Below are 26,646 nucleotides of genomic sequence, written 5' to 3'. Positions count from 1 at the left end.
GGTACGAGGGCAATCCTCGTACCGGCCCCGCCCGTTCCCGCGTTCCTGCGGAAAGCCCGAAAGCGTGTCGCAACGAGGCGGCACGGCTACGGTTCTTGTCGGAGGTGTCGGCATGTCGGGCTCGCACGCGCACGACCAGCACCACGACCAACGCCACAGCCAGGACCACGACCAAGAGCACAGCCAAAAGCACAGCCAAGAGCACGGGCAGGAACACAGCCAAGAGCACGGGCAGGAACACAGTCGGGGACACGGTCGGGACCGCACCCCGGAGCGCAGCCAGGACCGGCGGCGTCCGGAGACCGTCGAAGGGCACGGCGGAGACCTCGCGGTCGCGGCGCTCCGCGCACACGGGATCGACACCCTGTTCACACTGTCCGGCGGACACGTGTTCCCGGTCTACGACGGCGCGGTGAAGGCGGCCGAGCCCCTGCGCATCGTCGACGTACGCCACGAGCAGACCGCCGTCTTCGCCGCCGAGGCGACCGCCAAGCTCACCCGCCGCACCGGACTCGCCGTCCTCACCGCGGGCCCGGGCGTCACCAACGGCGTGAGCGCCGTGACGACCGCGCACATGAACGGCTCGCCCCTGCTGGTGATCGGCGGCCGCGCGCCGGCCTTCCGGTGGGGTTCCGGCGCGCTCCAGGAACTCGACCACCCGCCGCTGCTGGCCCCGGTCACCAAGCGGGCCGCGACCGTGCACGAGACCGACCGCATCGCGGCCGAGGTGGCCGACGCGGTGGCCCTGGCCGCCCGTCCGCACCGCGGACCGGTGTTCCTCGACGTGCCCATGGACGTGCTCTTCGACCGCGCCACGGTCCCCGCACCGGTCGCGGCCGAGCCGGTCCGGGCGGTCCCCGACCCGGTCGGGGTCGCCACCGCGGCGGGCCTGTTGGCGGAGGCCCAGCGCCCGGTGCTGGTGTTCGGCCAGGACGTATGGATGGACGGCGCCGAGGAGGCCGCCCGCCGCGCCGCCGAGACCATGGGAATCCCCGTCGTCGCCAACGGCATGGGCCGCGGCGTCCTGCCCAACGGCCACGAACTGCTGGTCACCCGGGCCCGGTCCACCGCACTCGGCGGCGCGGACCTGGTCGTCGTCATCGGCGCCCCGCTCGACTTCCGGCTCGGCTACGGCGTGTTCGGCGGGCGCGACGGCGCCACACCCGCACGCGTCGTGCACCTCGTCGACTCCCCCGGTCAGCTGGGCGGCACCGCGCCGGTGGCCGCGTCCGTCTGCGGGGACCTGACACTCACGCTCGACGGCATCGTCGAGGCGTGGACGCGCAAGGGCAAGGCGTCGGCGTACCAGCGCTGGTGCGAGCACGTGCAGGCGGCGGTACGCACGGCCGCGCAGTCGGACCGGGCGCTGCTGCGCGGCAGCGGCGACACGATCCACCCGGTGCGCGTGTACGGCGAGCTCTTGCGCGTGCTCGACGACGACGCCGTGGTGATCGGCGACGGCGGCGACTTCGTGTCGTACGCCGGGAAGTACGTCGAGCCCGCCCGGCCCGGCGGCTGGCTCGACCCGGGCCCGTACGGCTGCCTCGGCACCGGCCTCGGCTACGCGGTCGGCGCCCGGCTGGCCCGGCCCGACGCGCAGATCGTGCTGCTGCTCGGCGACGGCGCCGCCGGGTTCTCGCTGATGGACGTGGACACCCTGGTACGCCACAAGCTGCCCGTGGTCATGGTCGTCGGCAACAACGGCATCTGGGGCCTGGAGAAGCACCCGATGCGCATGCTCTACGGCTACGACGTCGCGGCCGACCTCGCCCCGGCGACCCGGTACGACGAGGTCGTGCGGGCGCTCGGCGGCGCGGGCGAGACGGTGGAGCGGGCGGAGGACCTCGGGGCCGCGCTGGGCCGGGCGTTCGCGTCCGAAGTGCCGTACCTGGTCAACGTGCTGACCGATCCGGAGGCGGTCTACCCGCGCAGCACGAACGGCGTGTGACGCGAACGGGATACGGGATACGGCCGGCACGCGGCTCTGCGTCCCGGACGGCGGCTACGCGTCCGCGGACGGCACGCGCGCGAGGAACCGCTCGCGGTCGACGACCACGCGCGTGACCTCGCCCTGCCCGACCAGCCGCCGCGCGGCGTCCTCGGCGACGACCGAGAAGCGCACGAGCCGGCCGTCGGCGTACACGACTTCGGCGCGGACCGTGACGGTGCCGCCGACCGGTGTGGGCAGCAGGTGTTCGAGGGAGACGCGCGTGCCGACCGACGTGCGGTCGGCGCCGAGGTGTCCGGCGAGCGCGCGTACCGTCGCCGCCTCGGCGAGGGCCAGGAGCCGCGGTGTGCCGAGCACCGGGAGGTCGCCGCTGCCGACCGCCTCCGCGGTGTCGGCGTCCGTCACGGTGTGGGTGAGTTCGGCATGTGTTCCGGGCGACACCGGAATGGGCTGCTGCGGCATGGAGCCGTACTCTACGACCGTGAACGCATCGCATGCCCCGCTCCCCACACCGGCAGCCCCCTACTGCGACCAGTGCGGCGAGGCCGCGACGGCGGCGGGACACGAGGGCTGCGCACGTCGCCGGGAGCTGGAACCGCCGCGCTACTGCGGAGACTGCCGACGCCGCATGGTCGTGCAGGTGACGCCGCGCGGTTGGACCGCCAAGTGCGTGGAGCACGGCACCCGGACCGGCTGACGACCGGCACCTGACCCCGCACTCACGAGATGACCGCGATCAGGTCGCCTTCCTGGATCACGTCGCCCTCCGCGACCCGGATCGCCTCGACGGTCCCGGGGCCCTCGGTCAGCACCGGGATCTCCATCTTCATGGACTCCAGGATGACGAGGGTCGCCCCCGCCTCGACCGCCTCGCCCTCGGCGACCACGATCTTCGCGACGTTGGCCACCATCTCCGCGTGGACCTCCTCGGCCATCCCGGCGCTTCCTTTCCCGTGCTCATCCGACGGGAGCGGTCCCGGCGCGGCCCGTGGCCACGCGCGTCGCTCCCGACGGAAATCCAACCACGCGGGACGCGTCCCACCGGGTGGTACACACGACAACACGCGCCGCGGATCTTTGTGAAGCGGACGACCGCGGACAGAATGACCGCGTGGGTCTGGCCGTGCTCGTCCTCGTCCTCGCTCTCGGCGCCGGTGCCCTTCTCGGCGGCCGGGTCTCCGGCCTGTCCCGCCTTCCGGTACGCCATCTGCCGTGGCTCGGCTGCGCGTTCGCGGCCCAGCTGATCGCGGCGCTGGTCTCCGACCCCACCGTCCACCAACTTGCGCTGCTGGGATCGGCCGCGCTGGCCGCCCGGTTCGCGGCCGGGAACCTGCACCTGGCCGGCATCCCGCTGGCCGCCTCGGGGCTGCTGCTGAACGCGCTGGTGATCGTGCTCAACGGCGGGATGCCGCTGTCGGAGCACGCCGCGGCGCGGGCCGGCGTACCGCTCGACGGAGCCGCGGCGGCCGGGCGGGTGGTCGCGGGGGCGGACACCCGGTTCAACGCGCTCGGCGAGTCGATTCCCGTGCCGCTCCCGGTACTTCCCGAGGTCGACAGTCCCGGGGACCTGCTCGTGGCGGCCGGGGTGGGCCTGCTCGTCGTCGGAGGCATGCTGCGCGACCGCGGCACCCCGCCGCTCGCGGGGCTGCGGGAGGGTATCGGCCGCCGTACGCGCCGGGACGCGGGCACGCGTCCCGACACCGCCACGGACGCCATGGCAGGCTCCGCCGTGAGCACTGCCGTGAGCACCGCTGTGGGCACATCGGGTACATCCGCGGGCACCGCCATGGGCACCGTCAGCGCGCCCGAATAGTCCACACGAGCACCATTTTTCGGTTTATCCGAAATTCCTCGCCGCACGGGCAACCGTTTCCGCCGTCCGACTCTCTTTCGAGGTGAGGGCCCTCCGGCCGGGGGCCTCTGAGGGGGTGTGGCGTTGGCGGGACACGACGATGCCCTGCGCGACTTCATCGCGGCCCGGCGCGGCCCGCTCCTCAGGAGCGCGTTCCTGCTGTGCGGCGACGTCCACGAGGCGGAGGATCTGGTGCAGTCGACCCTGGTCAAGGTGGTGCTGGCGGGGCGGCGTCTGGACCGGATCGACAACATCGAGGCGTACACGCGCAGGACCCTCATGAGCGTCTTCATATCGTCGCGCCGGCGACTCTGGCGCCGCGAACACCCGCACGCCGCACCACCCGACACCACCGAGGCCGCACACGGCGACCTCGACATGAGCCTCGCGGTACGCACGGCTCTCGCCGAGGTCCCGCCTCGGCAGCGCGCCGTTCTGGTACTGCGCTACTGGGAAGACCTGAGCGTCGAGGAAACGGCGCACATCCTGGGGGTCAGTACGGGGACGGTCAAGAGCCAGAGCGCACGCGGCCTGGCGACCCTGCGGTCCGCACTCGGCGACGCGCTGCCGGACGCCGCGGACCGGTTCACCGACGCCGAGGAGGCCCGGCTTTGAAGGACATGCGCGTGAGGGATCTCCTGGGCCTTGCCGCCCAGGGGATCGAAGTGCCGGACGATCCGGTGGTCGACGACATCATGCACAAGGCCGACCGCATCCGGCGGCGGCGCAGGATCATGCTGGCCGCGGGATCGGCCGCGGCAGTCGTCGCCGTGGGAGTCGGCACCGCGCTTCTGCCGCAGCCGGGCGTGGGCGCGCCGCGCGGCGACGTCGCGGGCAGCGCGCCGGCGACGCCGCCCGGTGAGACGCCCGCGACGTCGGCCCCGCCGCCCACCGCGGACCCAACCGGGTCCGCGACGTCCGTCCCGGGCAACCGGCCGCGGACCTCCTCGGCTGCGCCGTCCTCGTCGGCCGCGACCAGCCCGACCCGGACGGCCACGACGACGCCGCCGACCACGAAGCCACCCAGCAGCACCGGCGGTTCGGCCACGCGGACGACCGGGGGCGCGACGGCGGCCGGGGGCAAGAGCCCGCTCGACTTCGTGAAGGGCAAGCTCCCGGCCGGGATCGGGACCGTGACCAAGAAGGCGGACACCGGCACACCGTCGTACACCCGGAACCCGCTGTCCGGCCGCTACCTGGTGACCAAGAACGGCCGCATGGGCTGGATCGACATCACCGTCTACGACCCGAAGGTCAACCCGGACCAGAGCCGCGAGACCGTGGAGCAGGTCGCCGCGCACGACTACTGCGCCGACACCGGCACGGCGCCGTCCAACACGAACTGCGCCTCCAACGGGGAGGGCGAGGGCGGGATCTTCAAGACCTGGCGGTCGCCGAGCGGCCGGCAGGAGGCGGCGGGACACGTGTCGGGCCCGGTGTACCACGCGCTCCTGTACTACCCCGACGGGCGCGGCCTGGAGATCTCCGCGGCCGCCGGGATCACGGGCGCCGATGGCTACCTCCCGGCGATGGACACCCCGCCCATCACCGCCGAACAGCTCACCGACCTGATCGGCGGGGCCGGCTGGTTCAAGACGTGATCCGCAAGGCGCGACCCTCACGGCGCGCGGGTCAGGGGCGTGATCTTCACGGCGCGATCTTCAGGCGCTGATCCTCAGGGCCTCTTCAGGACGTGACCACGGCCAGGCCGGCGGTCAGCGCGCGTCGCCGCGCTCGGCGGCCAAGGCGCCGGCGACGCTGTGCGAGTCGCCCAGCCCCATGCGCGGCACCGGCAGCGGCGGCGAGCCGTGCGGTACGGGCGCGGGCTGCTCGGCGAGCGGCCAGCCGTGCCGCCGCAGCGCCGTCTCCAGCGCCGCGACCATGCGCGCGTCGAACTGCGCGCCGCTGCACCGGTGGAGCTCGGCAAGCGCCGCCTCGATGGGCCGCGACCTGCGGTACGACCGCGTCGACGTCATCGCGTCGAACGCGTCCGCGACCGCGATGATGCGGGCGAACTCCGGGATGGCGTCCCCCCGGAGGCCGGACGGATAGCCACGCCCGTCCATGCGCTCGTGGTGGTGCAGGATGCCCTCGCGGCCTTCCCCGAGGAAGTCGAGGTCGCGGACGAGGTCGGCACCGCACTGCGGGTGCCGCTGGATCGTCTCGCGCTCGTCGGCGTCGAGCGGGCCGGATTTGGTCAGCAGCCGCGTCGGCACGCCGAGCTTGCCGACGTCGTGCAGCAGCGCGGCGTACTTCAGCAGGGTGACGCGCTGCTTGGGCATGCCCAGCTGGCGGGCGATCAACACGGCGGCGTACGCCACTCGTTCGCTGTGCGCGCGGGTGTAGCCGTCCTTGACCTCGACGGCCCGCAGCAGGCTGCGCACCGATGCGTCACGGGCGGCCTCGCCGCGCACCCGCGCCAGGTTCCGACGCAGGTAGAACAGTCCCGCGGACACCACCACGGCGCCTTGGACTGCGATCCCGAAGCCCGACCCCGGGCCCCGGGCGGACCGGCCGGGTGGGGTGTTCGGCAGCGTTCCCATGCGACTGCCTCCTCGGCTCCGGTCGCGAATTCAACCGCCAACCGAGGATAGGACGGCCTACGGGCGCTGAGCGCCTTCTGTCCGGTTTACTCCGTCCAGAGTCGCCGGATTAACCCGAACGGGGGGCGCGCAATAGGCCATTCGTCGCATCATGCGCCCCCTCACGCGGCGTGTGCCGGAGGGTGCGCCGGGACCGCTGCCGGAGGCCGGGCCGGCACTACGCGCCGGGGCGCTCCACGTCGACCACGAACTGGTCGACGGTCACCTGTTCGACGACCACCTGCGAGCCGTCCGCGCCGGTGTCGACCTGGACCTTCACCTCGCGGATCCGGGCCAGCACCTTGCTGCGCAGGTCCACGGGCACGTCGTCGCAGCCGCAGCAGCGCTGCACGAGGGCCTTGACGTGCTGCTCCAGCCCGTACTTCTCCAGGCAGGGCGAGCACTCGTCGAGATGCGTGCGGATGTCCCCGCAGTCCGCGTCGGCCAGCTCGTTGTCGATGTACTCGTACAGCCGGCCGAGGATCTCCGAGCAGTTCACTTCGTGGTCGTCGCCGCAGCTCATGACCGCACCTCGCTTCGCCCGCCGGGGCGTCCGCCGAACGCGTCCTGCGGTGTGACTCGCGCGCCGCGCTCGCTCATGAGACCGAATCCTTCCGACCCGAACCGGCCGGAACCAGCCCGCGCTCGCGGGCGTAGTCCTCCAGCAGGGTGCGCAACTGGCGGCGTCCGCGGTGGAGCCGGGACATCACCGTACCGATGGGGGTCCCCATGATGTCGGCGATCTCCTTGTACGGGAATCCCTCCACGTCCGCGAGGTAGACCGCGATGCGGAATTCCTCGGGGATCGCCTGGAGGGCCTCCTTGACGTCGGAGTCCGGCAGCCGGTCGAGGGCCTGGGCCTCCGCCGAGCGCAGACCGGTCGACATGTGCGACTCGGCGCGCGCCAGCTGCCAGTCCTCGATCTCCTCGGTGGCACTCTGCTGGGGCTCCCGCTGCTTCTTGCGGTAGCTGTTGATGAACGTGTTGGTGAGGATCCGGTAGAGCCAGGCTTTGAGGTTGGTGCCCTCGCGGAACTGGTGGAACGACCCGTACGCCTTCGCGAACGTCTCCTGGACGAGGTCCTCGGCGTCCGCGGGGTTGCGCGTCATCCGCAGCGCGGCCGAGTACAGCTGATCCAAAAACGGCAGCGCGTCGCGCTCGAACCGCGCGTCCCGCTGCTCCAGGGTCTCTGTCTCCGCGACGGGACCCACCTCCTCAACCTGCCGATCCTCGCGGACCGCAACGGATCCGCCCGACGTCGACGATATCGGTCGACGGCGATCACCGCCCGGCACCCACTCCGCCCACTTCAACATGGACGTGTCGGGTCCGGCCTCGGTACGGCCGACCGAGGGCGTGGCAGTGAGCATGAAGTGCCTCCCGCAGGTCGAGGATGTACCGGCTCCAACACGGGGTCGGACCGGATCATTCCCGGCGGGGAGTCGGTCGGACCCGGGCAGGGACCGGACGGATCGGGGCGGAATCCGGACGGGTCCGGGTGGGATCCGGGCGTGCGTCGAGCGGAGTCGGTCGGCGTACGGCCGTGTTGCCGACGGGGTTTCCCGGGGCTCAGGCGAACAGTGAGGTCAACCAGGTGCCTGTGGTCCCGGTGATGAGTGCGAGCGTCTCCTCCTGCGTCACCGGCGCTTTCTTGCCGACCGAGAAGCCGTGGTCGGCGTACGGCACCGGGGTGAGCTGTGTGCGCTCGTCCAGCTCGGGGAACTCCGCGGGCCCGCCGAACGGGTCGCGCTCCCCCTGGAGGACCAGCGTCGGCACGCCCGCACCGAGCAGTTCCGCGGCGCGTGAGGCCTTCGGCTTGCCGGGCGGATGCAGCGGGAAGGCCAGGGCCACCACACCCGCCGCGCCGGTCGCCGACGCGGTACGGCACGCGACCCGCGCACCGGCGCTCCGCCCCGAGGCGGCGAACGGCAGCCCGTCCATCTCGCCGACCAGCCCCTCCACGGCCGGCACCCAGCCTTCGTCCAGCTTCTTCGGGGCCGGCGCGAGCTTCTTGCCGACCACACGCCACGGCTGTTCGATCAGCGCGACGGTGATGCCGAGGGCGGGCAGCGCGGCGGCCAGGGCCACCAGGTCCCGCGCCTCGATGCCGCCGCCGGCCCCGTGCCCGGCGAGGTACCAGCCGCGCACCTCGCCGACCGCGGGGTGGATGAAGGCCCGCGCGTCCCCGGCGGGCGTGGGGAGGAGCCGTGTCGTGGGGGTGCCGGAAGCCTCGGCCGAAAGCGTCGTCACCCCGAAATCGTTCAACACCGGTCCCGCGATCGCCAACCGCCACGCGGGGCAACCCCCCGGTCGGAGTGCTCCCGCCCCGGCTCCCCCGCCTGGTCGGGCGCTCTTGCCGGAACCGGCTCCCGCCCGTCCGTCCGGCCCCCGTTGTTCCCCGTCTGCACCCGCCCCGTCAGAACAGCGTCGCGTCGCCGAGCACTTCCTCCGGGGGCAACGGCTCGGTCAGGTGCGGGGAGTTGTTCTTGACGCTGTTGACCTCGGTCGACACCGGATACGCGACCATGTGCCCCGGCGGCGGCGGGGTCAGCAGCGCGCGGGCGTCGTCGGTGTTGCTCAGCGACGGGTCGAGCCAGGCGTCCCAGCGCTCCTTCCCGAGCACGAGGGGCATGCGCGGGTGGATGCGGGCGAGTTCGGGCTCCGCGTCGGTGGTGATGATCGTGCAGGTCCACAACCACGCGAGCGGGTCGTCGTCCGCGCGGGTGCGGTCGCGCCACCACTCGTACAGGCCCGCGAAGGCGATGGGCGAGTCGTCTGCGGGGTGGATCCAGAACGGCTGCTTGCGGGCCTTGCCCTTGGGGCCGTCGGGCGCGGTCTCCGGCGTGTACCACTCGTAGTAGCCGTCGGCGGGCAGCAGGCAGCGGCGCGACGCGAAGGCCTTGCGGTACGCGGGCTTCTCGAAGACGGTCTCGGACCGCGCGTTGATCATCTTCGCGCCCATGTCCGGCGACTTGGCCCACGACGGGACCAGGCCCCACCGCAGCGTGCGCAACTGCCGCACCGGCGGCCCCTCGCGCTCGGCCGAGCGTTCCAGCACCGCGTACACCTGCTTGGTGGGGGCGATGTTCCAGTCCGGGGGCAGCGCGTCTTCCCGGACGTCGTCTTTGATCTTCTCGATCTCGAACAGCTCGATCAGGTCGTCGGGCTGTTGCGTGGAGGCGTAGCGACCGCACATGCGCTCTACCCTCGCACGTCCGGCCTACTGGCGGGGAAATCCCCGGCAGGAGGCCTGTGGCCCCCGTATAGGCTGGTTTCCCATGACGCCTCCGCTCTGGCCCGCCCCCGTCGCGTCCGCTCCCGTCGACGCGGTCGTCGCGCTGCCCGGCTCCAAGTCGGTCACCAACCGCGCGCTCGTGCTCGCGGCCCTCGCGGACGGCCCCGGCTATGTGCGGCGTCCGCTGCGCAGCCGCGACACCACGCTGATGGCGGCCGGGCTGCGGGCGATGGGCGTCGCGGTCGAGGAAACCGCCGAGGGCGACTGGCGCGTGGTGCCCGCCCCGCTGCGCGGCCCCGCACGCGTGGACGTCGGCAATGCCGGAACGGTCATGCGCTTCCTGCCGCCGCTCTCGACGCTCGCCGAGGGGCCGATCCGGTTCGAGGGCGACCCGCGCGCGTACGAGCGGCCGCTCGACGCCGTCATCCTCGCGCTGCGCGATCTCGGCGCGGACGTCGACGACGGCGGCGCCGGCCGCCTGCCGATGACGGTGCGCGGCACCGGCGGCCTGCGCGGCGGCATCGTCGAGATCGACGCGTCGTCGTCCTCGCAGTTCGTCAGCGCGCTGCTGCTGTCCGGGGCGCGCTTCGCGAACGGCGTCGAGGTACGCCACGTCGGCACGTCCGTGCCCTCGACGCCGCACATCGAGATGACCGTCGCCATGCTGCGCGCCGCGGGCGTGCGCGTGGACCACGCGGAACCGGACGTGTGGCGCGTGGCCCCCGGCCCGATCGCGGCCCGCGACGTCGTGGTCGAGCCGGACCTGTCGAACGCCGCGCCGTTCATGGCCGCCGCGCTGGTCGCGGGCGGCACCGTGACCATCCGCGACTGGCCGCGCGAGACCACGCAGCCGGGCGACTGGCTGCGCGACCTGTTCACACGCATGGGCGGCTCGTGCGAGTTCACCGCCGAGGGCCTGCGGTTCACCGGGACCGGCGAGGTGCACGGCATCGACGCCGACCTGCACGACGTCGGCGAACTGACCCCGACCATCGCGGCGGTCGCGGCCCTGGCCGACTCGCCGTCGAGGCTGACCGGCATCGCGCACCTGCGGATGCACGAGACGGACCGGTTGGCGGCGCTCGCCAAGGAGATCAACAACCTCGGCGGCGACGTCACGGACACCGCCGACGGCCTGGAGATCCGCCCGCGCCCGCTGCGCGCCGGGGCGTTCCAGACGTACGACGACCACCGCATCGCCACCGCCGCGGCCGTGATCGGGCTCGTCGTGCCCGGGGTCGAGGTGGAGAACATCGCGACGACCGCCAAGACGCTGCCGGACTTCCCGCTGCTGTGGTCGGCCCTGCTGGGCCAGGCCGCCGGCCCCGAAGCGGCGACGGCGAGCTGACCGCGGCCATGGCGAACACCCGGTCGACGCGCCGCAACGACTTCGACGAGGACGACGTCCGCGTCCGTCCCTCACGACGCGGCTCGCGGCCGAGGACCCGCACCCGCCCCAAGCACGAGGACGCCGAGACCGGCCGCGTGCTGACCGTCGACCGGGGCCGCTACACCTGCCTGGTCGACGAGGACACCAAGCGGGAGCACGAGATCACCGCCATGAAGGCCCGCGAACTGGGCCGCAAGGGCGTGGTGATCGGCGACCGGGTCTCGATCGTCGGCGACGTGAGCGGCGAGAAGGGCGCGCTGGCCCGCATCGTGCGGGTCGAGGAACGCCGCTCGGTGCTGCGCCGCACGGCCGACGACGACGATCCCTACGAGCGCATCATCGTCGCCAACGCCGACCAGTTGGCGATCGTGACGGCGCTGGCCGACCCCGAGCCGAGGCCCCGGCTGATCGACCGATGCCTCGTCGCCGCCTACGACGCGGGGATGCAGCCGCTGCTGGTGCTGACCAAGGCCGACCTGGTCCCGCCGGAGACGCTGCTCGACATGTACGGGGCGCTGGGCTTGCCGTACGTCGTCACCCGCGGCGGCGACGCGTACGACGACTGGGACCTCGACCCGATCCGCGCCCAACTCGCGGGCCTGACCACCGTGTTCGTGGGCCATTCGGGGGTCGGCAAGACCACGCTCGTGAACGCGCTGGTGCCGGAGCGGCAGCGGGCCACCGGCCAGGTCAACGTGGTGACCGGGCGCGGGCGGCACACCACGACGTCGGCGCTGACCCTGCGGCTGCCGGCGTACGGCGAGGAGCGCGAGTCCGGCTGGGTGGTCGACACCCCCGGCGTACGCTCCTTCGGCCTCAACCACGTCGACCTGGGCCGCATCATCAAGGCGTTCCCCGACCTGGAGCCGGGGACCGCCGACTGCCCGCGCAACTGCTCGCACGACGAGCCCGATTGCGCCCTGGACGCCTGGGTCGCCGGGGGCCACGCCGACCCCGCCCGCCTGGCCTCTCTGCGCCGCCTCCTCGCAGCCCGTGAGCAGGGCGAGGACGACTAGCCGTATTTGGTAAGGCCGTACTCGGTCGGCTGTGGTCGGTCGCCCGTACTCGGTCGGTCGGCTGTGGTCGGCCGCGACGCGTTCGTCGCGCGTCAGCGCGGAGCGGAGACCGAGGCGCGGGCGTCCACGGCGCCTTCCCAGACCGCCTGCGAGCCGGAGTGGCCGACCAGGATGACCTGGATCGTCGCGAGGACGGCGGCCGCGACGGCCAGCACCGCCACCGCGGGGAGGACAAGCGGCGGCAGGGGCTTGGGCGTCGACTCACTCTGTGCGACGCGGCGGGCCACCATGACGAGGATGAGCGACACGACGAAGAGCGCGATGGCGTACCAGATCATGTCCTCGCCGCGCGAGACGTGGGTGCGCAGGTCGGGCGACCGGTTCGCGGGGTCCGGGTAGCGGCGCTCGACGAACTCCTGGCCGCTCTTCCTGGTGACGAAGACGACCACGAGGATCAGCGCGTTGAGTCCGACGACCCACCAGCCGAGCCGCGGCAGCCACTGGGGGCGCACCGAAACCGCCACCGTGGCCAGCGCCGCGACCGGTACGCCGATCACGGCCGCGTGCAGCACCAGGACGTGGACCGGCAGGCCTGACACCGTGTCGAACATGGGTGTTCGCTCCTTCGGCGGATGGCCGGGCGGGTCCCGGCACCGATCTGCACGTGCGGGAGACTTCCCCGGTTCGACGATCCGCGAACTATTGGGCGAGCCGTACGGGTGGCGCCGAGGGTAGGGCTGTCCCTACCCCGTTTCGGGGAGAGCGCCGGATGCCGTGGGGGGTCCACCGGCTCCTAGGGTCGTGGTACCGGCTCGAACCACGCCGAACCGGGCCGCAGGCACCGTTCCAGTCCAAGGAGTCCCCATGCCGAGCGCCGCGCGCGTCACCCTGTTCACCGTCGGCGGTGCGGTGCTCGCCTTCGGCGTCGGCTCCGTGGCGATCACCGGGCTGATCCTGGTGTCCAGCCACGACGTGTGGGCCGCGGAGCAGTTCGAGTTCGCGGGCGACACCCTGACCATCACCAGCGACGGCGGCGGCGTGCACCTCAGGCCCGGGGCCACGGCCGGGTCGGTGAACGTCGACAGGCGGACGACGGACAGCATCTGGGGTGCCGACCCCGAGTGGGACATGGACATGACGTCGGGCACCCTGCGCCTCGACACCAACTGCCCTCCCATGTACTCCGTCAGCTGCGACGGCGACTACGACGTCTTGGTGCCGCCCGAGGTCAAGTACGTGAAGGTGCGCAACACCAACGGATCGGTCTCCATCGACCGGATCAACGCCCTGGAGTTCGACCTCGAGAGCGACAACGGGTCCATCAAGGTCCGGGACGCGTCGGCCGGGAAGTTCAAACTCTCCAGCGACAACGGATCGATCAGGGTGGCGAACACCTGGGCGTGGGGCGTCGAGGCCACCTCGGACAACGGCAGCATCAACATGACGCTGAAAAACGCTCCGGACTGGGTGGACGCGTCGTCCGACAACGGGAGCCTGAAGGTGTACGTCCCGGCCGACGGCACCAAGTACAAGCTGACCGCCGACTCCGACAACGGGTCCACCAACGTGGCGGAGGACCTGAAGGACGACAGCTCCACGCGCACGCTCGACCTGTCGTCCGACAACGGATCGGTCACCGCCAGGCGCAGCCCGGAGACCGGTCAGCCGTGGCCGGTGACGGAGCTGCCCGGGCACCCGGCCCCGCCGACCCCCTGAGACGCGTCCCGGTCGGGCCAAGTGCGTGTGCCCCGGCCGGGACGCCTTACGCCGAGCGCCTTACGCCGGCACCGTACGCCGGGCGCCGGGCGGCGGATCAGGCGCCGGCGCCGCGTACGCCCAGCTCGTCGATGTGCGTCAGCAGGTCGCCCGGTTCCTCGTAGACGCGGAAGGCGTGGGCGCGCTCCAACTCCTCCTGGCCGTACCCGCCGCTGAGCAGGCCGACCCCGAGCGAGCCCGCCCGGCGGGCGGCCAGGAGGTCCCAGATGCTGTCGCCGACCACGACGCAGTCGCGCGGGTCGACGCCGAGCTTGGCGGCCCCGGCCAGGAACAGGTCGGGGTCCGGCTTGGCGCGGGCCACCTCGTCGCGCGTGATCATCGGCAGGTCGGCGGGCGCGCCCAGCTTGGCGAGCATGGGCTCGGCGCCCGAACGGCGGCCGCTGGTGGCGATCGTCCACTTGATGCCGGCGTCGGTCAGGTAGCGCAGCAGTTCGGGCGCGCCGGGCAGCGGCTGGACCTCCGGCACACGGGCGGCGTAGCGCCGCCCGTGTGCGTCCTGCAGACGCTCGACTTCCGCCGGACTCAGCTCGATGCCCGTCTCGCGCTGCACGCCGCGCACGAAAAGTCCGCCGCTCATGCCGATCTTGCGGTGGATCCGCCAGGTCGCGAGCTTGATCCCGGCCTCGGCGAGCGCTTCCTGCCACGAGACGACGTGCTGGTAGACGCTGTCGACGAGGGTCCCGTCGAGGTCGAACACGAAGGCGGGGGACGGCGGGCGGACAAGATCGTTCATACCGCCAATCTATCCCTCGGGTACGGCGCGGCTAATCCCCCGCGCCGAGCTCGACCATCGCGTCGATCTCCGCCGCCCGGGCCTTCTCCTCGGCGGCGAACCTGCGTTTGCGGTCCAGTTCCTCGGCGGTGTCCTCGTCGGAGCGCATCAGCACCTCGACGTCGGTGCCGGCCAGGTCAAGGACGCCCATGTCCTCGAACGCGGCCCGTACCTTGGGCCCCCACAGGCCGATGTCCTTGATCGTCGGCGCGATGCGGCTGAACAGCAGTTTGCGGAAGCTGGCGAGATACTCGGAGTTGGCCGTGGCCTCGGTCGCCTCCGCCTTGTCGATCTCGAAGTTTTCCCAGACCTCTTCGCCGCGCAGGCGGTTGCGCATCAGGTAGCAGCCGTGGACGACGAATTCCTCGCGCTCGGCCAGTTCCGCGTCGCTCAGTTCGCGGTAGTAGTCGCGGAGCGCCAGTCGGCCGAAGGCGACGTGCCGGGCCTCGTCCTGCATGACGTACGCCAGGATCTGCTTGGGCAGTTCGACCGGCGTTATGTCGCGCAGCATGCCGAACGCCGCCAGCGCCAGGCCCTCGATCAGGACCTGCATGCCGAGGTAGGGCATGTCCCAGCGGGAGTCCGAGAGCGTGTCGTCCAGAAGTTCCTTGAGCTGCGGGTTGATCGGGTAGTAGAGCCCGACCTTCTCCTTCAGGAAGCGCGCGTACGTCTCGGCGTGCCGGGCCTCGTCCATCACCTGGGTCGCGGCGTAGAACTTGGAGTCGAGGTCGGGGACGGATTCCGCGATGCGCGCGCTGCACACCAGGGCACCCTGCTCACCGTGCAGGAACTGGCTGAACTGCCAGGCGATGCTGTGCCGTCCGAGTTCGTCGCGCTCCTTCTGCGACATGCGGTTCCAGCTCGGGGTGCCGTAGAGGGAGTGGGTCTCCTCGGGGAGGCCGAGGGGCTTCATGGGGTCGACGGGAAGGCTCCAGTCGATCCGCTTTGCGGCGTCCCACTGCTTGTCCTTGCCCTTGGCGTACAGCGCGAGGAGCCGGTCGCGGCCCTCGTCGTACTCCCAGTTGAAGCGCGCGGCCCCGGCTGCGGGGATCTCCCAGACCGTCATTTCGGCCGGGAGGGCGTAGAGGTCATGCGTCGACACGTGCGGACTCCTTCGGTCGGAGCGGTGGTGTGTGTCGGATGTGGTGTCCGGCGGTCAGCCGGCGGGTGGTGCCCGGCGGGCGTGGTGCGTGCCGGGCGTGGTGCGTGCCGAGCGTGGTGCGTGCCGGGCGTGGTGCCCGGCGGTCAGCCGGCGGGGGTGGTGAGGAGCCGTCTGACCAGCAGCGCTATGTGGTCGGCGGTCACTTCGACCGCTTCGGTGGGGACGACCAGGTGGGAGACCGTGAGGCGGACGGCCAGTTCGGCCACCCAGGCCACTTCGGCGGGGTCGAGGTGCGGCCAGCGTTCGAGGATGACGGCCGCGGCGTTGTCCCGGAACAGTGCGAGCAGCCCGGCCGAACGGGTCGTCAGGGTGGGGAGCAGCCCGGCGGACTCGTCCGTGAGGGCCGCCTTCACGAGCAGGTTCTGCCGTGCTTCGTACAGCGCCCAGACGGTACACGCCCGGACGCAATCCCCTGCGTCCCCAGGGGAGTTGCGGCACACTTCGGCGGTGCCGGCGAGGAAGCGCTCGGCCTCGTGGCGGGCCAGTGCCTCGGCCAGGGCGTCCTTGTTGCCGAACTCGTTGTAAAGCGTCTGACGTGACACGCCTGCCGCGGCGGCGACGTCGGCCATGCGCGTGGTGGCCCACGCACCGGCCACGGCGGCCTCGCGCGCGGCGTCGAGCAGAGCTTCGCGTACGGACAAGACGGGCTCCCGGAGGATGTCCGAGCTTTACACGGATGGCATCTGTGTCAATCAGCATCACTCTGCGCCTGTGGCCCGTCAAGAGCAAGGCGCCGCGCGGGCCTGGGGAAGGGCTCATCCGGAAGCGCTCGGGCGGCCCTTCGTGATTCCCTTTCGCGGCGTCCGGGCCGCCTCGTACGCTTCGGGTGCACAGGGACGGCATCGCCGCCGGTCGCGCGGGGCATCCGCGCCCCGGCAGAGCCGTTCGCGGGAACAGAGCCACCGGTCGGTGGAGGTTCGGGAGCCGGAATGGCAGTGTTCGGCGTCGGGCGGGGCAGAGCGCGCGACAAGGAGGCGGTCCCGGGGCCCGTGGTGCTCGCACCGCGCCGGGGCCTGGACGGCTGGACGCTCGACGGGACGCCGCTGGCGTTCCGCTTCGGCCGCGAGCAGTTGCGCGAGCTCGCGACGCTCATGCACGGGGTGAGCGCGGGGATGGAGACGCCGTACACCTACGAGCGGGCCGCGGACCTGCTGGAGAAGGGCGGCGAACGCCCGCAGGCACTCGCGGTGTTGGACGCGTACTTCATGCTGCCCGCGCACATACGCGACGCCAATCCGTCGGAGACCCGCAGCCTCGGCCGCCGCCGCCAGCGGCTCCGCAAGCGCCTCGGCACGCCGCCGCCGAACTTCTCGGCGGCGGACGAGGCGACGGCCGTCGCGTCGGCCGAGGAGCGGGCCGCGCTCGAACAGGCGCCGGCTCCGACACCCGTCGCGACGCCTGAGCCCGTCCCCGAGCCGGGCCCGGCACCGCAGTTCACCCGGGGGATCCTCTCCCCCGAGCCGGACACCGCGGCGAAGCCGGAACTCCCGGCGGCCACCCCGCTTTCGGTGCCGCCGAAGCCGACGGTGCCGCCGCCGATGCCCGCTTCGGAGCCGGGGGCTTCGGAAGCGGGGACTTCGGAACCAGGCGCTCCTGAGCCGGGCGCTGCGGAGCCGCCGAAGCCCCCGGCGCCGCCCGTGCCGCCGCCCACGCCGCCTGCGAACCCGGTCATACCGCCGCGTCCCACGCGCTCGGCGACGCCGACGGCGCCACCGGAGGGCCGCCGCTGACCGCTCGGCACGTAGCAGGTCCGGCGTCCGAGCGGCTAGTGTTCGCCGCATGCCCGGCTACGACGACGACCTGCGCTTCGCCCACGTTCTCGCGGACGCCGCGGACGCGACCACGCTCGACCGCTTCAAGTCGCTGGACCTGAAGGTCGAGACGAAGCCGGACATGACGCCGGTCAGCGACGCGGACAAGGCCGCCGAAGAGCTGATCCGCGCGCAACTGGGCCGTGCGCGCCCGCGCGACGCGGTGCTGGGCGAGGAGTACGGCTCGACCGGGCACGGCCCCCGCCGCTGGGTGATCGACCCGATCGACGGCACCAAGAACTTCGTGCGCGGCGTGCCCGTGTGGGCCACGCTCATCGCCCTGATGGACGGCGACGAGGTCGTGGTCGGGCTGGTGTCCGCACCCGCGTTGGGGCGGCGCTGGTGGGCCTCCAAGGGCTCCGGCGCGTTCACCGGCCGCAGCCTGTCGCAGGCGTCGCGGATCCGCGTGTCGGGGATCGAGCGCATCGAGGACGCGTCGTTCGCGTACTCCAGCCTGGGCGGCTGGGAGGACCGGGGCGCGCTGGACGGCATGTTGGACCTGACCCGGGCGGTGTGGCGGAGCCGGGCGTACGGCGACTTCTGGTCGTACATGCTCGTCGCCGAGGGCGCGGTGGACATCTGCGCGGAGCCCGAGGTGAACCTCTGGGACCTGGCCGCGCTTTCGGTGATCGTCACCGAGGCGGGCGGCCGGTTCACGTCGTTGGACGGCGTGCCGAGTCCGGCCGAGGGCCACGCCGCGGCGTCCAACGGACTGCTGCACGAGGACCTGCTCGGGTACCTGAACCAGCGCGTCTGATCAGGGGCGGGTGCCGGCTTCTGCGGGGGGCGGGGGTGCCGGCTTCGAGTGCCGGCGTCGGGGTGCGGGTTGCCGAACCGGCGGGCCCGCGGAGCGGCGGAGTGCGGTTCTGACGCGGTGTCCCGGCCGGAGGCCCGTTGCGGTTGCCGCGACTTGCCTGCCGCGCTGCCTGCCGTGACCTGCCTGCCGCATCTTCTCGGCCGCAACTGGTCGGCGCCGGTGGTTCGCCGCCGTGAGATCACCTCCCGCGCCGAAGCCGCGCGTGACCGGACGGACGCGGTCCGCGCATGGCACGGACATGAAGCGGAAGCAAGAAATTCTCGGTAAATCCCGACAAAGCTTTCGTCAGTCGGCAGGGCCGTGTGACTATGAGCATGAGGCGCTTGTGAACTTGTGAATTCGTTCTCAAGGCCGCCGACCCGGCCCGACCCCCTAACCGGAGGTGGTGCGTCATGCTCGTCCGCGACGGCATGAGCACGGTCGTCCTGACCATCGGCCCGACCCACACCCTGCGCGCCGCCGCGCGGCTCATGGCCGCACGGCAGATCGGCGCCGCCGTAGTCATCGATCCCGACACCAGCGGGATCGGCATCCTCACCGAGCGGGACATCCTCGTCTCGATCGGCTCCGACCAGGACCCCGACCGCGAGATCGCCGGGGACCACCTGACCTCGAACGTCGTGTTCGCCACTCCCCACTGGACACTCGCCGACGCCGCCGCGGCGATGACGCGCGGCAACTTCCGCCACCTCGTGGTCCTCGACCGCGAGGATGTCGTGGGCATGATCTCGGTCCGCGACATCGTCCGCTGCACCATCCAGGAACAGGCGCGGGCCACGGAACTCGTGGGATAGCAGCGGTGTCCGGCCGGGCCTGGACGGCCCGGCCGGACACCGGAGTTGACGCTACGCCAGGGCGGTCAGGGCACCCGGCCCGGGCGTGGCGTGACGGTGGGTCAGGCGCGCAGCGCCTTGACCGCGGCCTCCAGGCGGTCGCCGTACTCGGGGTCGGCGGCCCGGAAGTTGCCGATCGCGCGCTCCACGATGTCGTCGCGCGAGACCTGGGCGAGTCCGCCCGCGAGCCCCTCGACGAGGCGCACCTTCTCCTCCTCGGACATGAGCCGGTAGAGGTTGCCCGCCTGGACGAAGTCGTCGTCCTCGGCGTGCACCGGAGCCTCGTGGGTCCCGGTGGCGCCCGACACCCGCGTCGGCGCCCACAGCGGCTCGCCGGTCTCGTACGGGCCGCCGAAGCTGTTCGGCTCGTAGTTCTTCGCCCGGCCGCCGGCGTTGGTGGCCATCGCGCCGTCGCGGCCGTGGTTGCGGGCGACCGTCGCGTGCGGGGCGTTGACGGCGAGTTGGGTGTGGTTGACGCCGAGGCGGTAGCGGTGTGCGTCGGCGTACGCGAACAGCCGGCCCTGGAGCATCTTGTCCGGCGAAGGGCCGATGCCCGGGACGAAGTTGTTCGGCGAGAACGCGGCCTGCTCGACCTCGGCGAAGACGTTCTCCGGGTTGCGGTCGAGGACCAGGCGGCCGACCTCGATGAGCGGGTAGTCGGCGTGCGGCCACACCTTGGTCAGGTCGAACGGGTTGAAGCGGTAGTTCGCCGCCTCGGCCACCGGCATGACCTGCACCTTCAGCGTCCACGACGGAAGGCGTCCGGCGTCGATCGCCTCGCGGAGGTCGCGCTGGTGCGAGTCGGGGTCGACGCCCGCGATGGCGGCCGCCTCGTCGGCGGTCAGGTTGCGGATGCCCTGGTCGGTCTTGAAGTGGTACTTCACCCAGAACGCGTCGCCGTCGGCGTTGACCCACTGGTAGGTGTGCGACGAGAAGCCGTCCATGTGCCGGTAGGACGCCGGGATGCCGCGGTCCCCGAACAGCCACGTCACCTGGTGCGTGACCTCGGGCGAGAGGGACCAGAAGTCCCAGACGTTGTCGGCCTCCTGGATACCCGTGTAGGGGTCGCGCTTCTGGGTGTGGATGAAGTCCGGGAACTTGGACGGGTCCTTGATGAAGAAGACCGGGGTGTTGTTGCCGACCAGGTCGTAATTGCCTTGCTGCGTGTAGAACTTCAGGGCGAAGCCGCGCGGGTCGCGCACCGCGTCGGACGCCCCCAGGTTGCCCGCGACGGTGGAGAAGCGGGCGAACACCTCGGTGCGACGGCCCGGTTCGGCGAGGAAGTGCGCCTTGGTGAAGCGGCTGACATCCGCCGTGACCTCGAAATAGCCGTACGCGCCCGACCCGCGCGCATGGACCACCCGCTCCGGGATGCGCTCGCGGTTGAAGCGCGCCAGCTTCTCCAGCAGGTACTGGTCCTGGATCAGGAGCGGACCGCCCGGGCCTGCCGTCGCGGAGTTCTGGTTGTCGGCGACCGGGGCGCCCGACTCGGTGGTGAGGACGGCGCGCGAAGTGCTGTCGGACATGGTTCGTTCTCCCCTTCGGACCCCGGGACGTCCTGCCCCGGCCTTGCGAGTGGTCCCAACCTAGGTCCGAACTTAGAACTTGTCTAGTTCTGACTTTGGACTAGTTCCAAGCTTGGGGGCGGTGTACTCTTGCCGGCATGAGCGACCTCTTGGCACGGCTTCGCGACCGGGGATGGCGGCTCACCGCGCAGCGCCGCGTTGTGGCCGAGGTCCTGAACGGCGAGCACGTGCACCTCACGGCGGACGAGGTCCACTCGCGCGCGGGCGCGCTCCTGCCGGAGATCAGCCGCGCGACGGTCTACAACACGCTCGGCGAGCTCGTCGCCCTCGGCGAGGTCCTGGAGGTCAACACCGACGGGCGCGCCAAGCGGTACGACCCCAACGCGCGTCGCGCCCACCACCACCTGGTGTGCACGCGCTGCCACACCATCCGGGACGTCCCGGCCGACCCTCGGACCGAGGTGCTCCCGGCCGAGTCCGGCTTCGGGTTCGCGATCTCCGGGGTGGAGATCACCTATCGCGGGCTCTGCCCGGACTGCCAGAACGCTTCCTGACGGCCTGTCACCGCGACCTGGCCACCGGGTTGTCCTGACTCCTGACTGGCGGCTCGGCGCCGGTCACTGCGGTCCTGACGAGCGCGGTCCTCACCAGCGCGGTTCTGACCAGCGCGGTCCCGGTTGGCCGCGGCCCGGGTCACCGCGCGTCGTGCCGTCCGCCCTTCGGGCTGGGCAGCCACGTCTTCGTCAGCAGCACCGCACCCGCCCGCGCCGCACGGCGCTGCGCCTGGTGGTCGGTGTCGAACCGGTCGTGCAGTTCGGCCAGGTCCTCTTCCCCGCCGCACTCGCCGAGTCCGATGAGCAGACCGGGCACGATGCCCGGCGCGGGCGGGAATTCGAGAAGCTGCCGGTACGCCGCGGCCGGGTCGGTGCCGCCCGCGACGAGCCTGCGGCGGGCCGCCGCCCGGACGTTCGGCGAGCGGTCGGCGAGCGCGCCCGCGAGCGGGAACGGGTCGCTGAACGGCGGCAGCGCCTCGACGGCGCGCTCGCGCACCAGCGGATCGGCGACCTTCAGCAGCGCCAGCGCCGTACGGTCGCGGTGGCGGCCCCGCGCGCGGCGCAGGAGTTCGTGCCCCGCCGCCGAGCGGCACGAGTGGTCCGGGTCGCGCAGCGCCGTACGCAGCAGCGAGCGCTCGTCGGCGATGCCCAGCACGCGCGAGAGTTCGTGGCCGAAGCGGCGCAACTGCGGTGTGCGGGAAGCCGCGAGGTCGCGCGCGTGGCCGTGCCGCCGGGTCGGCAGATGCTCAGCGCGGTACGCGTCGCGATAGACCTCGAAGATCCCCTCGGAACGCCGCCGCCCGCGGCGCGCGTCCAGGATCGGGACCACCACGGCTGCTTCGTCGGGGTCGAGGCGCCACATCAGGCCGACCCGTGCGCGGTGCCGGACCGCCTCGGCCCAGTCGTCGGTACGCAGCGCGAGCATCGCGGCGGGCAGCGGGCCGGGGATCGCGGCGAGGCGTACGACCGCCTCCTCGCGCAGCCCGCCGTTCTCGTCCATGCTCAGCAGCGCGGCGACCGCGGGGTGCCCGGCATCGAGGGCGCGCAGCAGGGCCCGACGTGCCTTCACGCCGCCGAAGACCCCGACGCTCTCCGACGGCCTTGACAGGCAGTCCAGTTCGACGAGCACCGAGGGGGGCAGGCCGGCCAGTATTTCGGCCACGGCGTCGCGGTCCTTGGCATCGGCCATGACCGCCTGGCGCATGGCGCCCAGCAGGTCGGCGACCTCACCGCGGGGGTGTCCGACAGCGGCCAGGGCGCCGGCGACAGTTCGGGCGAGTTGCCCGATTTCCCCGGGAACGGGGCTGGCACCTCCCGGATCCGCCGGGTTTGCCGGGTTTGCCGGGTCGTACGAGAACGAGCCGTACGACGACCCGCGCCGAGCCGTCCCCGCGGGAACGGGCACGGTACGTGACTTCGCCCCCCGCGCGCCGCGTGCCTTTTGGCCGATACCCCGCACCGCGAACACCTCCCAGTCCGTTCCCACCTCGGGCTCCGGCGCCCATGCCGACCTACGTGCCTGCACCGTGTACCGAGGTGCACCGACGTGCACCTGAGCACACGCGCGGACGCACACGTACCGATGTACACGAGCCGACGTACACACGTGCCGACGTGCATGAGCCAACTTGCGCGGGTCGGCCCGCGCAGATCGACCTGCCGGCGAATACGCGCCGACCGATTTCCGGACGCCGCCCACCGATGCCCGTCGGCCTTCGCCGAGCGCCGCCGTGCATCGCCGTCGCGAACCGACTCCCGCCGACCCGACACGGTGCCGAGGGCCTGCGGTGCAGGCGGCGACGGCCGGGACCGCCGCCGTGCGCACCGAAACCCGGTTTCCCGCACCCCAGCCTGCCGCACACCGGCGCCGCCCGCACACACCGCCTTCAACGCGCGTCACCCAATAGTGCATTTGTCGACCAAACGCTGTTTTCTCTTGCCGTATCTGACGGCCCGTCATATCGTCACGCCGGTCGGCTGCCGTGATCACTTTCACATCTCGAAAACCGGGCGGCGGCCGGCTGAAAACCGCCGGCGCAGGTTCGGGAGTGGATGCACGTGACCGAGACAGCACCGGACGCGACTCCGCGCGAGGCGGACGCCGTTCCGGACGCCAAGATCCACGCAATAGGCGTGGAACGCCACTTCGGACGCGGGGCCAAGCGCGTGGACGCCCTCGGCCCGCTCGATCTGGACATACGTACGGGGGAGTTCTGCTGCATCGTCGGCCCGTCCGGCTGCGGCAAGTCGACGTTCCTGCGCATCGTCGCGGGACTCGTCAAACCGACCGCGGGCCGCGTCGAGATCGCCGCGCGCTCGAACCACCCCGCCGCGATGGTCTTCCAGGACTACGGCATAAGTCCCTGGAAGTCCGTCCTGGCCAATGTGCGGTTCGGCCTCGACATCCAGCACGTGCCGCGCAAGGAGGCGGACGCCCGCGCCCGCGACTGGCTCGGCCGGCTCGGCCTGGCCGACTTCGCCGACGCGTACCCGGCGGCCCTGTCGGGCGGCATGCGCCAGCGCGTGTCGATCGCCCGCGCGCTCGCCGTCGAGCCCGAAATCCTTTTGATGGACGAGCCGTTCGCAGCCTTGGACGCGCAACTGCGCACCATCTTGCAGGACGAGCTGCTGGAGATCGTCCAGGCCGACCAGCGCACGGTGCTGTTCGTGACGCACAGCCTCGAAGAGGCTCTGCTGCTGGGCGACCGCGTGCTGGTGATGTCGTCGCGTCCCGGGCGCGTGATCGCCGAGCGTGTGCCGCCGTTCCCGAGACCGCGTACGGGCGCCGTCCGTACGTCCCCCGAATTCGCCGAAATGCAGGCCGAGTTGTGGTCGCTGCTGCGCGGCGAGGTCGAGACCGCCGGAGCGAAGAAATGAGCGACAGGCCCACCACACCGGCTGCCGAGGACACTGCGGGCGTCGAGGGCGCTTCGGGTGCTGCGCGCACCACGGGCGTCCAGGGTGCCGCCGACGCCGTGCAGGGCGCATCGGCGGGCATACCCTCCCCCAAGGCCGCTGCTGCGCCTGACACCTCCGCTTCGACGCGGCGCGGCGGCCCCGGCGGGACGGACATGGTCCTCGTACGCGCGCCCGGGCAGGCGGAACTCGACCCCGGCAAGGCCCGCGCCCGCCGCCGCGCGCTGGAGATCACGCTCGGCATCGCGGTGCCGCTCGTACTGATCCTGTGGTGGCAACTGGCCGTCCAGCAGAAGTGGATCGACTCGCGCATCTACCCCGCGCCGCAGACGATCATCGAGGACGGCTGGCAGCGGCTCGTCGACGGCAAGCTGTGGCCGGACATCTGGGCGACGCTCAAGCGCGTCGTCCCCGGCTTCGTGCTCGGGTCCTTGGCCGGGTACGTCGTCGGCCTGCTGACCGGCTCGATGCCGCTGGTCCGTGCGGCCCTCGAACCGATGCTCGACGCGCTGTACGTCGTCCCCAAGCTCGCCCTGCTGCCGATCTTCCTGCTCATCTTCGGCCTGGGCGAGACGCCGCAGATCGTGCTGGTCGCCGTCACCGTCTTCTTCCTGATCTGGATCCAGACGATGGCCGCGGTGCTGGCGGTGCCCGAGGGCTACCGCGAGGCGGCCACGGTCTTCGGGGCCAGCCGATGGCAGATGTACCGGCACATCCTGGTCCCGGCGTCGCTGCCGCCGGTCGTCGTCGGCCTGCGCCTGGCCTCCGGCATGGCGGTGCTGGTCATCGTCGCCTCGGAGGGCCTGGCCTCGCCGAACAACGACGGCCTCGGCTACCTGATCTTCAACGCGAAGAACATCTTCGACAACCGCGCGATGTACGTCGGCATCATCGTCGTCGCCATCGTGGGTGTGCTGTTCTCCGAACTCGTCCGATTCATCGGCCGCCTGCTGACCCCGTGGGCCCCCGACCGCCGAGGCCCGGGCGGCACCTGACCGGTGCCGCCGTCCGGATCAGATCCGAGTCGTCGTCCGATCTGCTTGGTGTCGGCGATCCGTTCGACGGCTGTGTGCGCGGTCGATTGAGCGGTCGTGTGTGCGGTCGTGTGCGCGGCTGTGTGCGGCCGCGTGGCCGCGTCGACCGGGTAGATCACCCGGATTTGAGCCTGTTCGGCCCTCGGCAATGTCCTGACCATCCGTCCTGTCCCCCGGAGGAATCCCATGGCACGTCGCCGCGCCGGCCTGGCGTCGGTCCTGTTCATGTGCACCGCCCTGCTCGCCACCGCCTGTGTGTCGTCCGACGACGGCACCGACGGCGCGGCAAAGTCCGCCCCGACGCAGAACACGCCGGTCGCGGCGGTGGCCGGTTGCGAGAAGGGCTGGACCGACCCCGCCGACCTGTCCCCCACCCGCGCCCCCGCGCGCTGCGCCCCCAACACCCCGGCTCCCAAGCCGCTGGCCGCGAAGACCAAGCTCACGGTGACCGCCGGAGCACTGTCCGCGGAGTACCTCGGCCCGCTGCGCATGGCAATCGCCAAGGGTGAGTTCCTGAAGGAGAACCTGGACGTCGAGCTGAAGCAGATGCCGTCGTCCGACGCCAACACGCTGCTCGCCAAGGGCGAGCTCGACGCGGTCTACTCGGCGCCCGAAGCCGGCATGGTCAACGCGGCCAAGCAGGGCTTCAACGTCAAGTGGGTGCTCGGCAACTACTCCGCCGACCCCAAGTCCAAGACCGGCGTGTGGGCGCGGGTGAAGGACGGCCAGACCCCGGAGTCGATCGACCTCAAGGGTGCGCGGTTCGCGTCGCTCGTCGGCAAGACCTCGATCATCATGTACCCGATCGAGACGGTGCTCGCGAAGCACAACACCAAGGTCACCGACATCGACTTCAAGCAACTGGACGCGCAGGGCGTCGGGCAGGCGCTGGAGAACGGCGGCGTCGAGGCGGCGTGGCTGCTCGACCCGGTATGGAAGCAGTTCGAGAACAAGCCGGGGTACGCCTTCCTGGGCGGCCAGCCCGCGGGCGAGCCGCTGGGCGGCATGCTCTACGGCCCGAACCTGCTGGAGAAGAACCGCGAGGCGGGAACGGCGTTCGCCCGTGCGCTGATCCGTACGGTCAACACCTACTTCGTCGGCGACTACAAGGCGGACCCTGCCTTCACGGCGGAGCTCGCGACCGTCCTGGGCAGCAAGCCCGAACTCCTCTCCGCGATCCCGTCGTTGGTCACCGACTGGGAGATCCGCCAGGGGACGACCGACAAGGCGCAGAAGATGTTCATCGAGGGCAAGGTCGTCGAGGCGCCAGCTCTCACCGAGGACAAGTTGGTCGACCGGTCCTTCTACGCAGAGGCGGTGGGGCACACGCAGTAGGGCTGGGTTGACCTCGGCGCGGCGTCACTCTTGGGGAGTGGCGCCGCGCGCGCGTTTGGGTCTGCGGCGAAGTTGGTCAGCCCTTGA

The 26,646-nt window shown here is 71.9% G+C and carries 28 protein-coding genes; 15 read left to right on the top strand and 13 right to left on the bottom strand.

What is annotated here, in order from left to right; all coding sequences use genetic code 11:
* Positions 1 to 112: 112 nt before the first annotated feature.
* On the top strand, positions 113 to 1,948 hold the full coding sequence (locus tag AB0C36_RS28720; protein ID WP_358359438.1) for an acetolactate synthase: 1,836 nt from the start codon (positions 113 to 115) through the stop codon (positions 1,946 to 1,948).
* 54 nt (positions 1,949 to 2,002) lie between these two features.
* Here AB0C36_RS28720 and AB0C36_RS28715 read toward each other — a convergent pair whose 3' ends face one another.
* Positions 2,003 to 2,410 (bottom strand): thioesterase family protein, encoded by a 408-nt coding sequence (locus tag AB0C36_RS28715; RefSeq protein ID WP_358359434.1) that lies wholly within the window; start codon positions 2,408 to 2,410, stop codon positions 2,003 to 2,005.
* 19 nt (positions 2,411 to 2,429) lie between these two features.
* On the opposite strand from AB0C36_RS28715, the gene bsaP reads away from it, so the two are divergent.
* Positions 2,430 to 2,645: a biotin synthase auxiliary protein BsaP gene (gene bsaP, locus AB0C36_RS28710; protein ID WP_358359431.1), complete on the top strand. Its 216-nt coding sequence runs from the start codon at positions 2,430 to 2,432 to the stop codon at positions 2,643 to 2,645.
* 22 nt (positions 2,646 to 2,667) lie between these two features.
* On the opposite strand, the gene AB0C36_RS28705 is transcribed toward bsaP, so the two are convergent.
* On the bottom strand, positions 2,668 to 2,883 hold the full coding sequence (locus AB0C36_RS28705; RefSeq protein ID WP_358359429.1) for a biotin/lipoyl-binding carrier protein: 216 nt from the start codon (positions 2,881 to 2,883) through the stop codon (positions 2,668 to 2,670).
* Between the two features lie 176 nt (positions 2,884 to 3,059).
* On the opposite strand from AB0C36_RS28705, the gene AB0C36_RS28700 reads away from it, so the two are divergent.
* The 3 genes from AB0C36_RS28700 to AB0C36_RS28690 all read left to right on the top strand — a co-directional run bounded on the left by AB0C36_RS28700 (position 3,060) and on the right by AB0C36_RS28690 (position 5,401).
* A complete protein-coding gene (locus AB0C36_RS28700; RefSeq protein ID WP_358359426.1) occupies positions 3,060 to 3,761 on the top strand; it encodes a DUF5317 family protein in 702 nt (233 codons plus the stop codon).
* A gap of 123 nt (positions 3,762 to 3,884) precedes the next feature.
* Positions 3,885 to 4,415: a SigE family RNA polymerase sigma factor gene (locus AB0C36_RS28695; protein WP_358359423.1), complete on the top strand. Its 531-nt coding sequence runs from the start codon at positions 3,885 to 3,887 to the stop codon at positions 4,413 to 4,415.
* An 11-nt stretch (positions 4,416 to 4,426) separates the two neighbouring features.
* Entirely contained in the window at positions 4,427 to 5,401 is a 975-nt protein-coding gene (locus AB0C36_RS28690; RefSeq protein WP_358359421.1) for a hypothetical protein, read from the top strand.
* Between the two features lie 114 nt (positions 5,402 to 5,515).
* On the opposite strand, the gene AB0C36_RS28685 is transcribed toward AB0C36_RS28690, so the two are convergent.
* The 5 genes from AB0C36_RS28685 to AB0C36_RS28665 all read right to left on the bottom strand — a co-directional run bounded on the left by AB0C36_RS28685 (position 5,516) and on the right by AB0C36_RS28665 (position 9,578).
* Positions 5,516 to 6,343 (bottom strand): HD-GYP domain-containing protein, encoded by an 828-nt coding sequence (locus AB0C36_RS28685; protein WP_435839136.1) that lies wholly within the window; start codon positions 6,341 to 6,343, stop codon positions 5,516 to 5,518.
* A gap of 217 nt (positions 6,344 to 6,560) precedes the next feature.
* Entirely contained in the window at positions 6,561 to 6,905 is a 345-nt protein-coding gene (gene rsrA, locus AB0C36_RS28680; protein ID WP_358359419.1) for a mycothiol system anti-sigma-R factor, read from the bottom strand.
* Between the two features lie 73 nt (positions 6,906 to 6,978).
* A complete protein-coding gene (locus AB0C36_RS28675) occupies positions 6,979 to 7,698 on the bottom strand; it encodes a sigma-70 family RNA polymerase sigma factor (protein ID WP_358359448.1) in 720 nt (239 codons plus the stop codon).
* Positions 7,699 to 7,951: 253 nt separating this feature from the next.
* Positions 7,952 to 8,632, bottom strand: a complete 681-nt coding sequence (locus AB0C36_RS28670) for an alpha/beta hydrolase family protein (RefSeq protein WP_358359416.1) — start codon at positions 8,630 to 8,632, stop codon at positions 7,952 to 7,954.
* A 166-nt stretch (positions 8,633 to 8,798) separates the two neighbouring features.
* Entirely contained in the window at positions 8,799 to 9,578 is a 780-nt protein-coding gene (locus AB0C36_RS28665; RefSeq protein WP_358359413.1) for an SOS response-associated peptidase, read from the bottom strand.
* Positions 9,579 to 9,660: 82 nt separating this feature from the next.
* Here AB0C36_RS28665 and aroA point away from each other — a divergent pair, with 82 nt between their 5' ends.
* Together aroA and rsgA are read left to right on the top strand one after the other, a co-directional pair.
* Positions 9,661 to 10,965 (top strand): 3-phosphoshikimate 1-carboxyvinyltransferase, encoded by a 1,305-nt coding sequence (gene aroA / locus AB0C36_RS28660; protein ID WP_358359410.1) that lies wholly within the window; start codon positions 9,661 to 9,663, stop codon positions 10,963 to 10,965.
* Between the two features lie 8 nt (positions 10,966 to 10,973).
* Entirely contained in the window at positions 10,974 to 12,023 is a 1,050-nt protein-coding gene (rsgA, locus tag AB0C36_RS28655; protein ID WP_358359409.1) for a ribosome small subunit-dependent GTPase A, read from the top strand.
* Between the two features lie 92 nt (positions 12,024 to 12,115).
* Here the strand turns inward: rsgA and AB0C36_RS28650 are convergent, their stop codons facing one another.
* Positions 12,116 to 12,634, bottom strand: a complete 519-nt coding sequence (locus tag AB0C36_RS28650) for a DUF2231 domain-containing protein (RefSeq protein WP_358359407.1) — start codon at positions 12,632 to 12,634, stop codon at positions 12,116 to 12,118.
* A 253-nt stretch (positions 12,635 to 12,887) separates the two neighbouring features.
* On the opposite strand from AB0C36_RS28650, the gene AB0C36_RS28645 reads away from it, so the two are divergent.
* Positions 12,888 to 13,739, top strand: coding sequence for a DUF4097 family beta strand repeat-containing protein (locus tag AB0C36_RS28645; protein ID WP_358359404.1), 852 nt, complete (start codon positions 12,888 to 12,890; stop codon positions 13,737 to 13,739).
* A gap of 97 nt (positions 13,740 to 13,836) precedes the next feature.
* On the opposite strand, the gene AB0C36_RS28640 is transcribed toward AB0C36_RS28645, so the two are convergent.
* The 3 genes from AB0C36_RS28640 to AB0C36_RS28630 all read right to left on the bottom strand — a co-directional run bounded on the left by AB0C36_RS28640 (position 13,837) and on the right by AB0C36_RS28630 (position 16,374).
* Complete coding sequence (locus AB0C36_RS28640) at positions 13,837 to 14,532, bottom strand: HAD family hydrolase (RefSeq protein WP_358359401.1); 696 nt, start codon at positions 14,530 to 14,532, stop codon at positions 13,837 to 13,839.
* Between the two features lie 31 nt (positions 14,533 to 14,563).
* Entirely contained in the window at positions 14,564 to 15,673 is a 1,110-nt protein-coding gene (locus AB0C36_RS28635) for a ferritin-like domain-containing protein (RefSeq protein ID WP_358359399.1), read from the bottom strand.
* 143 nt (positions 15,674 to 15,816) lie between these two features.
* A complete protein-coding gene (locus AB0C36_RS28630) occupies positions 15,817 to 16,374 on the bottom strand; it encodes a TetR/AcrR family transcriptional regulator (protein WP_358359396.1) in 558 nt (185 codons plus the stop codon).
* A gap of 288 nt (positions 16,375 to 16,662) precedes the next feature.
* Between AB0C36_RS28630 and AB0C36_RS28625 the strand changes: the two genes are divergently transcribed.
* The 3 genes from AB0C36_RS28625 (at position 16,663) to AB0C36_RS28615 (ending at position 19,155) form a co-directional block, all read left to right on the top strand.
* A complete protein-coding gene (locus AB0C36_RS28625; protein ID WP_358359393.1) occupies positions 16,663 to 17,463 on the top strand; it encodes a hypothetical protein in 801 nt (266 codons plus the stop codon).
* Between the two features lie 49 nt (positions 17,464 to 17,512).
* Positions 17,513 to 18,301: a histidinol-phosphatase gene (gene hisN / locus AB0C36_RS28620; protein ID WP_358359390.1), complete on the top strand. Its 789-nt coding sequence runs from the start codon at positions 17,513 to 17,515 to the stop codon at positions 18,299 to 18,301.
* 452 nt (positions 18,302 to 18,753) lie between these two features.
* Positions 18,754 to 19,155 carry a CBS domain-containing protein gene (locus AB0C36_RS28615; RefSeq protein WP_358359388.1) on the top strand — a complete coding sequence of 134 codons (402 nt, stop codon included), beginning with the start codon at positions 18,754 to 18,756 and terminating at the stop codon, positions 19,153 to 19,155.
* Positions 19,156 to 19,256: 101 nt separating this feature from the next.
* Here the strand turns inward: AB0C36_RS28615 and AB0C36_RS28610 are convergent, their stop codons facing one another.
* Positions 19,257 to 20,720, bottom strand: a complete 1,464-nt coding sequence (locus tag AB0C36_RS28610) for a catalase (protein WP_358359387.1) — start codon at positions 20,718 to 20,720, stop codon at positions 19,257 to 19,259.
* 137 nt (positions 20,721 to 20,857) lie between these two features.
* Here AB0C36_RS28610 and AB0C36_RS28605 point away from each other — a divergent pair, with 137 nt between their 5' ends.
* On the top strand, positions 20,858 to 21,274 hold the full coding sequence (locus AB0C36_RS28605) for a Fur family transcriptional regulator (RefSeq protein ID WP_358359385.1): 417 nt from the start codon (positions 20,858 to 20,860) through the stop codon (positions 21,272 to 21,274).
* A gap of 139 nt (positions 21,275 to 21,413) precedes the next feature.
* Here the strand turns inward: AB0C36_RS28605 and AB0C36_RS28600 are convergent, their stop codons facing one another.
* Positions 21,414 to 22,760, bottom strand: coding sequence for a hypothetical protein (locus AB0C36_RS28600; RefSeq protein ID WP_358359382.1), 1,347 nt, complete (start codon positions 22,758 to 22,760; stop codon positions 21,414 to 21,416).
* 566 nt (positions 22,761 to 23,326) lie between these two features.
* On the opposite strand from AB0C36_RS28600, the gene AB0C36_RS28595 reads away from it, so the two are divergent.
* From AB0C36_RS28595 to AB0C36_RS28585, 3 genes are all read left to right on the top strand, one after another.
* Entirely contained in the window at positions 23,327 to 24,151 is an 825-nt protein-coding gene (locus tag AB0C36_RS28595; RefSeq protein WP_435839135.1) for an ABC transporter ATP-binding protein, read from the top strand.
* A 194-nt stretch (positions 24,152 to 24,345) separates the two neighbouring features.
* Positions 24,346 to 25,185 (top strand): ABC transporter permease, encoded by an 840-nt coding sequence (locus AB0C36_RS28590; protein WP_358359443.1) that lies wholly within the window; start codon positions 24,346 to 24,348, stop codon positions 25,183 to 25,185.
* A gap of 225 nt (positions 25,186 to 25,410) precedes the next feature.
* Entirely contained in the window at positions 25,411 to 26,559 is a 1,149-nt protein-coding gene (locus AB0C36_RS28585; protein WP_358359379.1) for an ABC transporter substrate-binding protein, read from the top strand.
* The last annotated feature ends 87 nt before the right edge of the window (positions 26,560 to 26,646 follow it).

The sequence above is a fragment of the Streptodolium elevatio genome, assembly GCF_040649515.1.
Classification (GTDB): Bacteria; Actinomycetota; Actinomycetes; order Streptomycetales; family Streptomycetaceae; genus Yinghuangia; species Yinghuangia elevatio.
This window is presented reverse-complemented; position numbering and strand designations above follow the sequence as displayed.